Origin of the sequence: Serratia sp. X3 (assembly GCF_014982455.1) — a bacterium.
GTDB classification, from domain to species: Bacteria; Pseudomonadota; Gammaproteobacteria; order Enterobacterales; family Enterobacteriaceae; genus Serratia; species Serratia ureilytica.
In genome coordinates this window covers 377,597-391,141 of record NZ_JADCNB010000001.1, presented here as the reverse complement: position 1 = coordinate 391,141, position 13,545 = coordinate 377,597, and the positions used below count along the sequence as shown (strand labels likewise).

Below are 13,545 nucleotides of genomic sequence, written 5' to 3'. Positions count from 1 at the left end.
GAATGTGTAATCCGCCTTTGACATGCCTGCGGCGCCTCGCTATTATTCGCCCCGTTCACACGATTCCTCTGTAGTTCAGTCGGTAGAACGGCGGACTGTTAATCCGTATGTCACTGGTTCGAGTCCAGTCAGAGGAGCCATATTTAGAGAAGCCCGCTTAAGGAAACTTAAGCGGGCTTTTTGCTTTTAAGCTGCCAGTTGCATGAAATAAGCAATGAGCGAAACGTGAACGTTAAAAGAGCGATCGCGACATCAACCATCACGCCACCGGGTTCCCGGTAGCAGGCACGATCACTGAATTGTCAGCCGTAACGCTAAAGCTTGCGGGTATGGATCAAAGTAATTCTGCGTCAGCAAATAGGCATCCTGATATTCCGCCAGATAATGTTTCAGAAGCGTCATCGGGGCCAATATGGGCAACAACCCTGCACGATAATTGAGGATTACCTCTCGCAGCTCTCCGCGCTGGCGCATCGTTAGCTGGTTACGGAAGTACCCCTGGATGTGCATCAGCACGTTAGTGTGGTTTTTGCGCGAGGCAGGTTTCTTCAGGATCGTCATTAACTTATCGCGGTAGACCGCAAAGAAGGCATCCAAGTCCTCCCACTCATGCAGCGTCGCAACGAACGGACCAATCTCCCGATACCCTGCCTGATGGTGCGCCAACAGCTGCAGTTTATAGCGGCTATGAAAATCCAGTATCGCCCGCCGCGTTAGGCCCGTTTTGCGCAAGGTATTAAGCGCATGCAACGCAAAAACTCGTTCGACAAAGTTTTCGCGCAGAACCGGATCGTGCAACCGACCATCCTCCTCCACCGGCAGCCACGGATATTTTTCCATCAGCGCGGCGGTAAACAGCCCCACCCCCTCCTTGCGCCCACGATTCCCTTTCTCGTCATAGAGGCGCACGCGCTCCATGCCACAGCTGGGTGATTTCGCGCAGACGATAAAACCAGACAGTTCACCCAACCCGGTCAGATATTCCTCGCAAAAATCGGCCATTTTAACGGTCACATCTTCGTGGGGCGCATGGCTAAGGCGCATGCGAATCTGTCCAACGGAGGTTTGCACCAAACGCAGCGCCGGTCGGGGCACCGGCAGGCCAATCGCCATCTCCGGGCAGACGGGCCGAAACGTCACCCACTGAGCCAGTCTATCCATGACAAACTCCGTCCGCTTATGCCCGCCATCAAAGCGGACGGCAGCCCCCGTTAAACAGCCGCTGATCCCAATGACGGGTTGCGTTTTCATGACATTCTCCTCGCTATTGTGCTTTACGGGAGAAGAAGAGCGTCACCGTGCCAACGGAGAAGCCAAATTTCTTCATCTCGGTTTTATTGAACAGATGATGACCGTCCTGCAGATACATCCAGTCATCAAAATTGAGCAGCCAGGTTCTGCCTCTGGATGTCACATTCATGCTGTAATGCCAGTTGAACGCGTTGCCCGCTGCCTGTCCCTTCGCGACGCCTTGAATGTCGCCGGCCGTGCCCTCGTAACGATCGGCGCTAACTTTTCGGATATGCCATACCCTCTGCTGTTTCTCGCCATCGTCATACACAAATCGCTCGTTGAGGGTCAGCGTGTCCCCTACGACATCACCGTTTATATCGACATGGAAGCGACGAAGCTGTGTGCCGTTGCGGTCCTGGACCATCCCCCACGCCTGCGTGTCCCCCTGAAAATACTGAAAGATATCCAGCGTCGGCTGCTGCCGGCGATAGTCTGCAATTTCAGCGCTACAGCCGGCGAGCTGCATCAACAAGGGCAGGATTAGGATCAATAAACGTTTCACTCATCACCTCCGGTGAGCTGCTGCCGCAACTCGGGATATTGGGTGCGGGGACCCAGCCAGATCGCGAGAAAGTTTTCACTGAACGCCGCCGATTGTGGTGGGCCTAGCGGGATAAAATGCCTTTGTGTTGCAGACATGCGATACCAGAACTGCCCCCGCCTTGCTTTTTGCACAAACGCCAACTGCATTCCCGGCACGACATCTGGCCATATGTTTCCCAACGTACGCAGCCATGACTCACTCAGCGCTTCCCGCGCCAGAATGCCCTGCGCCCGCCACTGTTCACGCGTGGCATCCACCAGTTCCTGACGTTCAATCGTGTGCTGATAGGAGATAATCAGCGCTTGATCTTCCCCCAACCCACGATATCGCCCCTCCGGCGTGCGCAATTGCGAGGTATAAATCGTAAACGGCCCCCAGGTGAGCGTCGCGTCGCCGACTTTTTGCCAACTTAACCAGTCTGCCGCGCCCGCAAACGGCGCAATCGCCATTAATCCCAGCAGCATCAGTAAGGCAGGTTTCATTGTCGTGGCCTCATGAGAATATGGAAAAACAGTATCAGCGCCAGCCAGCCCGCCGCCAACAAACCAACGACGATAGCGGTCGGTTTCAGAAAGGCAATCGCGCCCAGACGTTCCCCCAACAGGTAGGCAGCCGGCCCTCCGCCAGTAGCCATCAGCGCCAGCTGCCAACCCGGCAAGGCGGTCGAGCAGACCAGGTGCGTCCACAGGGCGGCGAACATCAGCCAGAGCGCAACCATCCATAGCGGCAGCAGCGCCTCTGCGTGAAAATCAACCAGCCCCGCCAGCGCCCACAGCGCGTCGAGCCCACTGCCCGCCGCCGCCAGCGCCAGCGCATGCACGCGCTGCGTTGGCGGGAGCAAGAAGCAGGCTAACATCGCCAGCGCAAGCCACAACACCACGCCGCGCTCGCGAAATAACACCACCATGAGCCAGTAAAGGTCGAAGCCGACGGCGAGGATAAAGGCCTTCAGATGGCGACTCATACTCGCTCCGCCGTCAGCTGTACCACGCTGATGGTTCGGGCGTTAAAACCGGCTTCACAGTAGCCGAAGTAGTACAGCCACATGCGGCGAAAATGCTCATCAAAACCCAGTTTTTCAATCTCCTGCCAGGCATGAACAAATCGTTGCCGCCAGTGGGCCAGCGTCCGGGCATAGTCGGGTCCCATATCGAACAGATTGCGAACCACAAAGTCGGTATGCTTTGTCATCAAACCGCTCATCGCGGTGATACTTGGTAAAAAGCCCCCCGGAAAGATATAGCGCTGAATAAAATCGACGTTTTTGCAGTAATCGAGATAGCGCTGATCCTGAATGGTAATGGCCTGAATCGCCATTTTGCCTCCAGGGCGCAAGCGCGCCTGACAGGTACGGAAAAACGCAGGCAGAAAGCGCTGCCCGACCGCCTCGATCATTTCAACCGACACCAGTTTGTCGAATTCCCCAGTCAGATCGCGGTAGTCGCACAGCAGCACTTTGACTCTCTCTTGTAAACCTGCGCGGGTAATACGCGCGGTCGCCCAGGCAAACTGTTCCTGAGACAGTGTCGTGGTGGTCACGCGGCATCCGTAATGACGCGCGGCATATTCCGCCATCGCCCCCCAACCGGTGCCTATCTCCAGCAGATGATCATCCTCAGTCAGCGCCAACTGTTCGCACAGTCGGGCCATCTTGGCCTGTTGAGCCTGCGCTAACGACTGTTCCGGGCAGGTGAACAATGCGCAGGAATAGAGTAAATCCTCATCAAGAAAGTGCGCGTAAAACGTATTGCCAAGATCGTAATGCGCGGCGATGTTTTCCCTCGCTTGTTGCCGATGGTTACGACGAGTCCAGTGACGCAAGCGCTCTACGGGCCTGCCCAGCACACGAAAACCGCTTTCCAGCCGCCCCAACAAGGCGCTGTTGAGTGCGAATATCTGGAGTAATGGCGTGAGCTGCTGTGTTTCCCATTCACCGTCCATCCAGGCTTCTGCCGCCGCAAGACTGCCGCCTGTCAACACCCGCCAGTACACCGCGGGCGATAGAATCTGCAGGTCAGCGCGCAATTCTGCCGAGGCATCGCCAAAATGAAAGGTCTGCGCCCCTTCCCGCACCGTGAGTGAACCTTTGCGAAGGCCGCTCAGCACACGAAAAAGGAGCCAACGCGCAAAGCGCAGATTGCGCGGAATATCAGGTTCAAGCGCAAAGGCGGGTTCGATCATGATCGCTCACTCCTGCTTGCAGGGTGGTTGTAAAGAGGGACTCGCTTGAGCCACAGCCGCAACGCCTGCCAGTAAATTGCAAACACCGTTTTCAGCGTCATGAACGGCAGGCGCAACAACAGTGAACGCAGACTCGCCTGCGTCAACGGCTCGCGTTTAAGCATCAGGGTGGCATCAAAAATCTTCGAGGCCTGATGGTTCTCGATATGCATATGCAGCGTTTTGCCCGGCGTATTAAATCGCCAGTGATAGACCATCTCCATCGGGTTAAACGGCGATACGTGAAAGGCTTTTGCCAACGGGCGCTTTTTCTGCGCGTCTACGGCGTAGTAATGGCGCTCATTCCAGGGCGTATTGCGAACCTCCGCCAGCACCCAGCGCAGGAGGTTCGCGCGGTCATAACAGTAGTAAAAATTGACCGGGTTAAAATGAAAACCGAAATAACGCAGCTGCGTCAGAAGCATCACGCGCCCCTCGGGACGTTCGCCCGTCAGGGCGGCAAGCTGATTCAGCGCGTTGTCTTTTAACGGGGTTCCCAGTGGGTAATCCGCATCATGAAAAGCCGCTGCGGCGAAGCGATTACGCCGCACGCCCACGCTCGGAAGTTGCGCCAGCTCATCGAGATCGATCCACGCCATAAACACCCGATAGCTAAAACGGTGCGTTGTCGGCTGGAGGCGCTGGTGCCGCAATACGCCGTGGTACAAGCAACTGTTCATTTAGCCCCCCGCTCCTGCAGCAATACCGTGCACCACATCCAGCGCGCTGCGCACGCCATCCTCGTGAAAGCCGTTGTACCAGTAAGCCCCGCAGAACCAGCTTCGACGCTGGCCGTTAATCTCTGCCCGACGAGCCTGCGCCCGCCAGCTTTGGGGATTAAACAGCGGATGCTCATAGACGAAACGTCGCCAGACGAATCGCTCTTCAATCGAGCTGTCCGGATTAAGGGTCACGCAGAACAGTGGGCTTCCTTCAGGTAATCCCTGGAGAATATTCATGTTATAGGTAACGCAAGCGCTCGCTTGTTCCTGCCCACTAAGGCGATAATTCCAGCTTGCCCACGCGCGCTCGCGAACCGGCAACCAGCGCCGATCGCCGTGCAGAACCACCTCGTTACGCTGCCAGCCAATGCCCCCCAGCACATCGTGTTCTGCGGGGCTCGCATCCTTAAGCAGGCGCAACGCCTGCGAAGAATGACAGGCAAAGATCACCTGATCGAAGGTATGGGTAGAGGCCACCAGCTGGATTCTGATTTCGCTGTCGGAACGAATCACCTGTTGCACAGGCGTATTGAGATACAGCGTCAGACGTTCGCTCAACTGCGTCAGCATCTCGCGAACGTACTCCCGCGAGCCTCCCGGCACCACGTACCACTGCGGGCGATGCCGGATATCCAGCAGGCCATGATGCTCAAAGAAGCGTAAGAACAGCGGCAGTGGAAAGCGGCGCATCTCCTGAAGCGAAGATGACCAGATGGCCGCGCCCATGGGCAGAATGTAATGGCGGGCAAAAAACGCGCTGAAGTGATGCCGGTCGAGGAATGTCTGTAGGGTCGCGTTCGCATCAACCTCATTTAATGCCTGCTTCGCCAGACGATTAAAACGGACAATCTCCTTCAACATGGTCAAAAATGCAGGATTGACCAGGTTTTCACGCTGGGCGAAAAGGGAAGCCAGCGTATGGCCGCTGTACTCCAGGCCGCTTTGCGGATTGTGCACCGAAAAGCTCATCTGCGTTTTTTGTCCCTGGATGCCCAGTTCGCTCAGCAAGCCCATAAAACGCGGATAGGTTCGGTCGTTATAGACAATAAACCCGCTATCAATCGCGAAACTCCCCTGCGGGGTAGCCACATCCACCGTGGCGGTATGGCCGCCAGGGGTCGGCGCCGCTTCAAAAAGCGTCACCTGGTGGTGCCCTGCAAGACGCCACGCGCAGGTTAATCCGGCAATGCCGCTGCCAATGATAGCAATTTTCATGAACGCACCATCCTGCGCAGCAGAGCGCGCTGGAGCCCCTCAGGCAGTCCGGCCAGCAGACGCAGCAGCAGGCCAAAGCCGGCAGGAAAAACAATATTGTTTTTTCCTTTCGCCAGGCCACGGCGAATCGCTTTCACCGCATACTCCACGCTGACCTGAAACGGCATAGGAAAATCGTTTTTACGGGTAAGCGGTGTATCGACAAATCCCGGCGATACGACGGTCACGGCAATGCCTTTCGGCTCCCACTCCAGACGCAGACTGTTGGCAAACCAGGTTAACGCGGCTTTAGAAGCGCCGTAGGCTTCAGCCCGGGGGAACGGCAGCCAGTGCGCCATCGAACTGACCAATACCACACGATTACCGGAGGTTAACTGTGATTGAAGCGCGGCCAGGCAATTGATGGGGCCCAGGTAATTTGTTGCCATGACGCGTTCGATCCGTTCTGCGTCTACCCAGCCGTGGTCGAGATATTCACAGGTACCGGCGCAGAGAATGACAAGATCGGGCGTGCAGTCCGCCAACGCCAGGCAACAGGCATCTCTGTCTGTCATATCGAACAGACGTATTGTGAGGTTGGGATGAGATTGGCGCAGCTGTTCCAGCCGTATAGGATCGCGACCGCAGGCAATCACGTGGCAACCGTCATCAGCCCATGACTTTGCGAGCCCGGCGCCGATCCCGGAGCTTGCGCCGGTAATGAGAACAGTCATCATGCGCACACCCTCCGTTTCACTCCGCGAACGACCCAACCCAAAAGCGGCAGATGCTCATAAAGCATTTCGCCCGCGTCGTAGTAATCACGCTGGCGAATAATCTTCTCCCCCTGGAACTCCACCATCGAGCATCCCGGCAATGAACGCATTTCACCGCCGGCGATACGCGGATGCGACCAATGCATGTTCCACGTCACGGCAAATTGCCCGGCTCCACGCAGAGGAGGATCAATGGCGAATCGGCAGGTGTTCACATTCGCCAGCAGATGCGTGAAATAGCGCTTGATGGCCAACAGCCCATTGTGTTCTCCGAAGGGATCGACCAGGACGGCGTGCACGTCGTACAACCCAGCAAGCGCCATGACGGTCTGGCGATCCAAACCGGCGTAATAATCAACAAACCTGTCGATGACGAACGGCTGCGCGCGCATAAATTCTGCCTTGAGGGTGAACACCATCACGTGGAAGCATAATTAAAACTTACACAATCACTTTGATTTGTCCAAGTTTTACGAAAAAATATTTTAAACTTTATGTAATTCAATTGGTTGAAATGTTTTTTTGGGCAGCGCAATTCCTAACCACTGAAAAAGTGGTCAGTCCGCACCCGCATGAAGGGGAATGACAGAAGGATTAAAGTGAGATCACATCGAGGGAGCTGACCTGCTGCTGCCAGAGCTCTATCTGTTTTTTACGGGCCACGGTGAGCTTGCCGGAAGTGACCAACAACCATTTACGATCGGGAAAGATGTTGGGGGCCAGGGTTGCGGGCGGTAAGGGAAGCACATCAATACGATGCCCCTGCCCAGTGCGACAAAGCGCTTCAAGCCAAATCTCGCAAGGATCTGTGAGATGCCAGCCGGTAATCAGGTAATTATCGCCCGGCGCACGCTTATCCCCTTCCAGACAGAACGAGGTGTAGGAGATGATAATACCGTCGAGGATTTCACGCAGCGTCATCATAGCCGGCACATTGGCCGAGACTTTACTGCGCAATGGACGCAATACTTCGCTAACCAACTCGGGACGGGGATACTCGCGCCCCGCGTCGTATACCAGCTGGCGCAGGGATTCAATTTTTCCTTCTTTCAGGCGCTGCAGCATGTTCTCTTGCAGGGTGAACCAGTTATTCGTTCGCCGTGCGCCAGGACGGGCCAGCAACGGTTTTACCTGGCTAACCGGGACGCCTTTTTTGACCCAGTCGAGAATTTTAAGCGCCTGTTGGATATCGTCATCGTTATACAGCCGGTGCCCGCCATCCGTACGCTGCGGCTTGAGAAGCCCATAACGACGCTGCCAGGCGCGCAATGTCGTCGCGGTTATTCCACAAAGCCGCGCAAATTCGCCAATGGAGTAAGACATACAGAACACCCGATAACAAAGAAGAATCTCAATATACTACGAACTGCGTGGATAGGATAAAGTGAAAACGGCTTACCCTATCACTCAAACATCCTGACTTGCCTCACGTTTAGAGACCACCGCCAGTGAGTCATGACGGGTGTTTTGCCTTCATAACGCCAACGCTCCCCCTAGCGAAACCCACTCTTTTATCTAAGAAGATTCCTAACCGAGCTGACGAAAATGCCTTCCTGACGCCAATACGCGGATTTACCCGCCGATTTACAACAATAATTCTGTAAAAACAATCGATAAGCCAATCTCTCTCGCTCAGCAAGTTGCGTCTATCCTTTCGCTATGGGTGCCTGCTGCCCATCGTTCGCTGCAGATCGCGGCATGCGCGTTTCTGGCTGTTCGGGTTTCGGTTTATTCCATCGCGCGCTTCCATTCATCATGTTGAATTTCAAAGTAATCTCTCAGCAACAAGGAGTGTTTATATGGCTTACGTCATTACCGACCGAGAAAAACTGCAAGCGATTTGGGAGGCCGCCAAAGCCGGCGACTGGCCTGCGGTATATGCCGCATCCGTCGATGCGCTCACCGATCCCAACCATGCCAACCAACCCATTGAGGGCGTGGATATCGCGGTGTATACCTGGATCAAAGGCGCCTATGGCGTGAACTCGAATCAGGGGGCGTTTGCCCATTACATTCGCGACCAAACCAAGCTGCAGTATGAGTTGCGCACCGGGCATGTGCCCGATGACTGGGAGGCGCGCATTCAAAATGCCTCCGACAACATCGCCAAAAACTTCGCCAAAACGCTGTTTGGCGTCGATCTGAGCAGCGATCCCAACGCGCCGTTGCCGGATGCCCCACCCACCAGCGCCAAAGTGCCGGACATTCACGAGGTCGGCCTGATCGACGCCGGCGCAGCGGCGTCCGAAGTGTTCACCGACGCCTCCTCGACCGGCGCCCCCAACTATTCCCCCTGGGCCGGCACCACGCTGTTCTCTTATTTAGGCGATACCTCGTTCTTTACCGAATGGGTGGCGACCAACGACACCTCGGCCTTTAAGGTGGAAGGCGGGACTTACGATCTGATTGCCGCGGCGCAGGTCTCCATGCAAATGAAAAACCTCAGTTACGTGGTTGAAACGCTGCTGGCGGGCGAAGTGCCCACCTATTTGACCACCCTGGGCATTGGCCACGAGACCATCCGCCTCGCCGCCGAAGCGGCGCGTGATTTCTACACCGAATCCTACGGCAGCAGCGTGACCGGCGGCGGCAGCCTCATTCCCGGCAAGCTGGATATCGGCTCGGCGATTTTCAACGACATTGCCGACGTGCTGTCCACGCCGAATCTGTACCGCGTCGGTACGCTGCATGACGACGATTTCACCCTGGCGTTCGGCAATATCGCCGTTAACACCGGCAGCGGCGACGACACCATCAGCGTGCCGCGCGGCTGGCAAAACAACGTCGGCAACTACGGCTGGACGGTGATCGACGGCGGCAGCGGCCACGATACGGTCGATTATTCCAGCCTGTCGCACGGGGTAAACCTGAAGTTTGACGCCCAGGGCAGCTACGGCGGACGCGGGGTGATCGAGAAAAACGGCATCGGGCTGTATGGCTTTAAGGACGGGCTGTACAACATCGAAGCGGTGAAACTGACCGACTTTAAGGACAACGTCACCTTTAACGATCGGGTGCTGACGCCGGCCAACGGCCTGGAGGTCAACCTGGGCAAAGGCTCCAGCGAGATTCGTTTCGAGCACGGTTATACCACTGCGCCGGGAGGGAGCGCGCCGCAGGATTATCTCGGCGTGAACCTGAGCATGCTGTCCAACGATGTGCCCTTCCCCAACAGCCTGCTGAACATTCCCGTGAAGCAGACCCACAATATCTACATCGACGACAGCTTCGAGCTGGGCTTTTTACAGGCCTCCTCCCTGTCTATCGACAACCACCTGCTGGCCTTCGGCGCCGAAGGTTCAAACAGCAGCTTCTCACTGAACTACAACGCGCAAACCCATACGCAGGATCTGTCGATATTCATGCAGGGTGAAAGCGCGCTCAATCAGCACGTCGTCAATATCTACAATTGGGATCAAGGATACTTTGGCATCAATCTGGAGCAGCCGGCCATTCAGCTTGTCGGTTTGCAAACCGTTACGCCGCAAGAGCTGGCGGCCGCCTAAGCGAAGCCCGCCGGTTTACCGGCGGGTTGTTTACCTGCGGCGCGACGGCTCAGGCCCCATCCCGCTCCGCCACCCGCGCCAGCAACGCCCCCAGCAACGCCAGATCGACCAGCAACGCCAGCGCGAAACCGCTCCCCCTCACGCCCGGCGCGGCGTAGGTTTGCACCAGCGAAGCGGCAATCACTACGGCCACGATAGTCACCACCGTCGTCAGCCTGCACGCCACGGCGAACGCCGCTTTCTCCCCCACCGCCGTGCGGTAGGCGACGCCCTGCCCCAGGCCGCCGAGGGCGAGACCCGCCAGCAGAGCCGGCCAGTCATGGCCGCCGAACAGCATCAGCAGCGTCAATAGCCATCCCGCCGCCGCCAGCAAAAAGCCGTGGCGGAGAATCACCAGCGCTGGCCGGTTCCGCAGCGGCTGCCAGCGAGCCAGTGCGGCGCCGCCGAGAAACGCCAGCGCCAATGCCGTCAGCAGCATCAGGGTCGCGCCGATGCCCGGCAGGCTCTCCGCCTCCAGCAGCAAAGCGCCCGCGGCGACCGGCACACTGAGCGCCAGGGCGCTCGCCGCCGTTCCCGTGTGTGTCATGGCGCCCAGGGCGCCGTTGTTGATAGAAAGGCTCATCGTTCTCTCCCGATAGGGTGGAAATGATGAAATAAATTCATTTCCCTGTTCACATGTCAGTAGCCTATCTCTTGTATAATAGGTCAGACAAACTCATAGTTTTCAGCCTTAGATGAGAATAACTCAGCCATGAGAAAACCCCGTTTGCCGCCGCTGGGCGCGCTGCGCGCTTTCCACGCCGTGGCCGGCTGCCGCAGCTTCAAACTGGCCGCCGAGGCGCTGGGCGTGAGCGCGACGGCGGTCAGCCACCAGATCAAGCTGCTGGAGTCGGTGCTGGAATGCCGGGTGTGCGAGCGCAGCGCGCAGGGCGTCAGCCTGACCGAGACCGGCGAGATCCTGTATGCCGGCACCCAGCGCGCCTTTGCCGCGCTAGAACAGTCCGTCGCCCAAATCACCCGCGCCCGGCAGCCGCCGGCGCTGACCGTCACCACCACCTCCAATTTTCTCACCCACTGGCTGGTGCCGCGCCTGGCGGATTTCAAGGCGGAGTTTCCCGCCATCGATCTGCGCCTGCACACCAGCGTCGAGCGGGTCGATCTCAGCCAGCGCACCGTGGACGTCGCCATCCGCTACCGTGAAACGCCAGAAACCGATCTGCACTGCACCCTGCTGCATGAGGATCGCTTTATCGTGGTCGCCAGCCCGGCGCTGGCGCTGGCGCGCATCGAGGATTTACAGCGGGTGACGCTGTTTCACGTGGCGCATCGGCAGGTGCCCGCCGACTCGCCGACCTGGGAGAACTGGCGACGGCGCTACGGGCCGGAAGGGTTGAACGTGGAAGCCGGGCTGACCTTCAGCGACGAAACGCATGCGCTGCAGGCGGCGGTGGCCGGCCAGGGGGTGGTGATCGCCAGCCGGCTGCTGGCGCGCGATTTGTTGCAGCGCGGCGTGCTGGCCGCGCCGTTCGAGATGGCGTTACCCGGCGCCAACTACTATCTGATGACCACCGAGGAGACCGCGCAGCGCCCCGATATCATTGCGCTGCGCGAGTGGCTGCTGCGGCAAATGGCGGCAGGCTAACGGCTCTCGGGGGCAATTTCGCCCAGGCGGATCGCCACGCTGATCGCCTGCGCGGTGGTGGCGGCGCCAAGGCGCCGGCGAATGCGGCGCAGGTGGTTTTCCACCGTGCGTTCAGACAGGCCGAGCATCGCGGCGATATCCGCCTGTCGTCGGCCGATGGCGGTCCAGCTCAGCACCTCGCGCTCGCGCGCCGACAGCCGGCCTTCTTCTTTGCCGGCCGCCGGTTCAAACAGCCGCCGCGCCGCCAAAAAGGCCGCCGTGCCCACGAGCGACAGCGCCAACCGCACCGGCGGCGAGGCGTCGATGCGCTCGCCTCCCAGGCTGACGGCGCCCTCCAGGCCGGCGGGGCCGAACACCGGGATTTGCACGCCGTGCAGGCCCGCGCCGCGCGGCGTGCGCACAATCCGGTAGCGCTCTCCCTGCTGCGCCCGGGTCTTGGTCCAGAAGAACGGCTCGCTGGCCCGCAGCATGTGGCGAGTCACCGGGCAGTGCCGCACGTAGGTCAGCGCATCGACCGCCTCCCCCTCGCCGAACCAGTCGCCTTCGACCCAATAGATATGCTCGATCCCCGCCTCCGCCGTGGCGGAAGCGGAAAACAGCACAAAGCGATCGAAGCCGAACGGCGCGGCGAAGGCGCGAACCCGCCCCCGAATGGCGGACAAGGTTCGCTCGTGGTCCATCGCCAACGCCGTCTGGAAAGCGCGCTGCGCGATCTCATCGCTCATCGCGCAGCGACGTCGGTCAGCAGCGTCTCCGCCGCCAGTTTGCCGAGGTTGTTGGAAGCCAGCGGGCTGTCGCCGGTCAGCAGGCGCCGATCTTTATGCACCTTGCCGGTGATGTCGGCATTGACGATCTTCACGCCCAGCTCACGCAGGCGTTCGCCCACCAGCCAGGGCATCGGGCCGGGGATATAGCCGATGTCGATGTTGGCGCCGGTATCGAGAGCATCCGGGAACACGCACATCTCATAGCCGCGATAGAGGAAATCGTCTTTGCTCTCGCCAATGCCCGCCGCCAGCAAACCGGCCGGCCCGTGGCACAGCGAGATCACATAGCGATCGTTGTCATGGGCCCAGTGCAGCGTCTTTTTCACCTCTTCACTGAACGGGATATCATTGAGCACGCCGTGGCCGCCGGGAATGAAAACGCCGAGGTAGTTGCCGCCATCCAGATCCTTCACGACTTCCGTCAGCTTTTTCGGCTGCTTGAGTTGGCTGCGGTACTTCTCATAGGTGGCCTTGACCGCTGGGTCTTCATGCGGGAACGCCCACATCTCCAGCTTCACCGGATCGCCGGACGGCGTGGCGATGTCGATCTCGAAACCGGCCAGATCCAGGTGATGCATCGGCAGCAGCATCTCGACCGGATGGTTGCCGGTGGAGAAGAACTTGCCGTTTTGCATCAGCAGGTAACGCTCCTGCGAGGCGATCATCAGCACCTTCCACTTGCCGCCGCGATAGGCGTTCGGGTAGTTGGCGCCCGTGAAGTCGGTTTTGGACGAGGTGTACTGGCTGAGGGAGTAAGGTGATGGGAAGAACGCGTTGTCTTCCGCCACATCCGGGGTGGGATTACGATCGTTGGATACTGAATCAGTCATGATTATCTCCATATTCACCGTTGCATTTCTCTTTCAGCTTAAATAACCGCC

The 13,545-nt window shown here is 58.3% G+C and carries 15 protein-coding genes and 1 tRNA gene; 3 read left to right on the top strand and 13 right to left on the bottom strand.

The annotated features are described in order from the left end of the window. Positions 1–64: 64 nt before the first annotated feature. A tRNA-Asn gene (locus IMX17_RS01910) sits at positions 65–140 on the top strand. Between the two features lie 151 nt (positions 141–291). Here IMX17_RS01910 and IMX17_RS01905 read toward each other — a convergent pair. The 10 genes from IMX17_RS01905 to IMX17_RS01860 form a co-directional block, all read right to left on the bottom strand. Then, the gene (locus tag IMX17_RS01905; protein WP_046896433.1) at positions 292–1,251 is read right to left on the bottom strand and encodes a DUF523 and DUF1722 domain-containing protein; all 960 of its coding nucleotides are present in this window, start codon (positions 1,249–1,251) and stop codon (positions 292–294) included. Positions 1,252–1,264: 13 nt separating this feature from the next. Next, entirely contained in the window at positions 1,265–1,795 is a 531-nt protein-coding gene (locus IMX17_RS01900; RefSeq protein WP_046896432.1) for a DUF3833 domain-containing protein, read from the bottom strand. Next, positions 1,792–2,319 carry a hypothetical protein gene (locus IMX17_RS01895; RefSeq protein ID WP_046896431.1) on the bottom strand — a complete coding sequence of 176 codons (528 nt, stop codon included), beginning with the start codon at positions 2,317–2,319 and terminating at the stop codon, positions 1,792–1,794. The genes IMX17_RS01900 and IMX17_RS01895 overlap by 4 nt, the downstream gene beginning before the upstream one ends. Further along, the gene (locus IMX17_RS01890; protein ID WP_182264186.1) at positions 2,316–2,801 is read right to left on the bottom strand and encodes a DUF2878 domain-containing protein; all 486 of its coding nucleotides are present in this window, start codon (positions 2,799–2,801) and stop codon (positions 2,316–2,318) included. Before IMX17_RS01890 ends, IMX17_RS01895 begins: the two co-directional genes overlap by 4 nt. Next, complete coding sequence (locus tag IMX17_RS01885; protein WP_193549275.1) at positions 2,798–4,018, bottom strand: cyclopropane-fatty-acyl-phospholipid synthase family protein; 1,221 nt, start codon at positions 4,016–4,018, stop codon at positions 2,798–2,800. The genes IMX17_RS01890 and IMX17_RS01885 overlap by 4 nt, the downstream gene beginning before the upstream one ends. Continuing rightward, entirely contained in the window at positions 4,015–4,737 is a 723-nt protein-coding gene (locus IMX17_RS01880) for a DUF1365 domain-containing protein (protein ID WP_046896428.1), read from the bottom strand. The genes IMX17_RS01885 and IMX17_RS01880 overlap by 4 nt, the downstream gene beginning before the upstream one ends. Next, entirely contained in the window at positions 4,738–5,994 is a 1,257-nt protein-coding gene (locus IMX17_RS01875) for an NAD(P)/FAD-dependent oxidoreductase (protein WP_182264185.1), read from the bottom strand. Next, positions 5,991–6,710, bottom strand: coding sequence for an SDR family NAD(P)-dependent oxidoreductase (locus IMX17_RS01870; RefSeq protein WP_046896426.1), 720 nt, complete (start codon positions 6,708–6,710; stop codon positions 5,991–5,993). The genes IMX17_RS01875 and IMX17_RS01870 overlap by 4 nt, the downstream gene beginning before the upstream one ends. Next, the gene (locus IMX17_RS01865; protein WP_046896425.1) at positions 6,707–7,141 is read right to left on the bottom strand and encodes a nuclear transport factor 2 family protein; all 435 of its coding nucleotides are present in this window, start codon (positions 7,139–7,141) and stop codon (positions 6,707–6,709) included. Before IMX17_RS01865 ends, IMX17_RS01870 begins: the two co-directional genes overlap by 4 nt. 202 nt (positions 7,142–7,343) lie before the next feature. Further along, the gene (locus tag IMX17_RS01860) at positions 7,344–8,072 is read right to left on the bottom strand and encodes a MerR family transcriptional regulator (RefSeq protein ID WP_046896424.1); all 729 of its coding nucleotides are present in this window, start codon (positions 8,070–8,072) and stop codon (positions 7,344–7,346) included. A gap of 476 nt (positions 8,073–8,548) precedes the next feature. Between IMX17_RS01860 and IMX17_RS01855 the strand changes: the two genes are divergently transcribed. After that, positions 8,549–10,255, top strand: a complete 1,707-nt coding sequence (locus IMX17_RS01855) for a hemolysin (protein ID WP_193549274.1) — start codon at positions 8,549–8,551, stop codon at positions 10,253–10,255. A gap of 49 nt (positions 10,256–10,304) precedes the next feature. On the opposite strand, the gene IMX17_RS01850 is transcribed toward IMX17_RS01855, so the two are convergent. Beyond that, a complete protein-coding gene (locus tag IMX17_RS01850) occupies positions 10,305–10,877 on the bottom strand; it encodes a hypothetical protein (RefSeq protein ID WP_052759893.1) in 573 nt (190 codons plus the stop codon). Between the two features lie 129 nt (positions 10,878–11,006). Between IMX17_RS01850 and IMX17_RS01845 the strand changes: the two genes are divergently transcribed. Beyond that, a complete protein-coding gene (locus IMX17_RS01845) occupies positions 11,007–11,897 on the top strand; it encodes a LysR substrate-binding domain-containing protein (protein WP_099782243.1) in 891 nt (296 codons plus the stop codon). Here the strand turns inward: IMX17_RS01845 and IMX17_RS01840 are convergent. Beyond that, positions 11,894–12,622 carry a PA1136 family autoinducer-binding transcriptional regulator gene (locus IMX17_RS01840; protein ID WP_193549273.1) on the bottom strand — a complete coding sequence of 243 codons (729 nt, stop codon included), beginning with the start codon at positions 12,620–12,622 and terminating at the stop codon, positions 11,894–11,896. The genes IMX17_RS01845 and IMX17_RS01840 overlap by 4 nt on opposite strands. Then, a complete protein-coding gene (gene hchA, locus IMX17_RS01835) occupies positions 12,619–13,494 on the bottom strand; it encodes a glyoxalase III HchA (protein WP_193549272.1) in 876 nt (291 codons plus the stop codon). The genes IMX17_RS01840 and hchA overlap by 4 nt, the downstream gene beginning before the upstream one ends. Positions 13,495–13,545: the final 51 nt, after the last annotated feature.

What these genes read in the sequence shown, in the direction of transcription:
- IMX17_RS01850 (WP_052759893.1), bottom strand. Translation starts at nt 10,877, where the DNA reads ATGAGCCTTTCTATCAACAACGGCGCCCTGGGCGCCATGACACACACG.
- IMX17_RS01865 (WP_046896425.1), bottom strand. Translation starts at nt 7,141, where the DNA reads ATGCGCGCGCAGCCGTTCGTCATCGACAGGTTTGTTGATTATTACGCC.
- IMX17_RS01875 (WP_182264185.1), bottom strand. Translation starts at nt 5,994, where the DNA reads ATGAAAATTGCTATCATTGGCAGCGGCATTGCCGGATTAACCTGCGCG.
- IMX17_RS01895 (WP_046896431.1), bottom strand. Translation starts at nt 2,319, where the DNA reads ATGAAACCTGCCTTACTGATGCTGCTGGGATTAATGGCGATTGCGCCG.
- IMX17_RS01890 (WP_182264186.1), bottom strand. Translation starts at nt 2,801, where the DNA reads ATGAGTCGCCATCTGAAGGCCTTTATCCTCGCCGTCGGCTTCGACCTT.
- hchA (WP_193549272.1), bottom strand. Translation starts at nt 13,494, where the DNA reads ATGACTGATTCAGTATCCAACGATCGTAATCCCACCCCGGATGTGGCG.
- IMX17_RS01870 (WP_046896426.1), bottom strand. Translation starts at nt 6,710, where the DNA reads ATGATGACTGTTCTCATTACCGGCGCAAGCTCCGGGATCGGCGCCGGG.
- IMX17_RS01885 (WP_193549275.1), bottom strand. Translation starts at nt 4,018, where the DNA reads ATGATCGAACCCGCCTTTGCGCTTGAACCTGATATTCCGCGCAATCTG.
- IMX17_RS01855 (WP_193549274.1), top strand. Translation starts at nt 8,549, where the DNA reads ATGGCTTACGTCATTACCGACCGAGAAAAACTGCAAGCGATTTGGGAG.
- IMX17_RS01845 (WP_099782243.1), top strand. Translation starts at nt 11,007, where the DNA reads ATGAGAAAACCCCGTTTGCCGCCGCTGGGCGCGCTGCGCGCTTTCCAC.
- IMX17_RS01880 (WP_046896428.1), bottom strand. Translation starts at nt 4,737, where the DNA reads ATGAACAGTTGCTTGTACCACGGCGTATTGCGGCACCAGCGCCTCCAG.
- IMX17_RS01905 (WP_046896433.1), bottom strand. Translation starts at nt 1,251, where the DNA reads ATGAAAACGCAACCCGTCATTGGGATCAGCGGCTGTTTAACGGGGGCT.
- IMX17_RS01840 (WP_193549273.1), bottom strand. Translation starts at nt 12,622, where the DNA reads ATGAGCGATGAGATCGCGCAGCGCGCTTTCCAGACGGCGTTGGCGATG.
- IMX17_RS01860 (WP_046896424.1), bottom strand. Translation starts at nt 8,072, where the DNA reads ATGTCTTACTCCATTGGCGAATTTGCGCGGCTTTGTGGAATAACCGCG.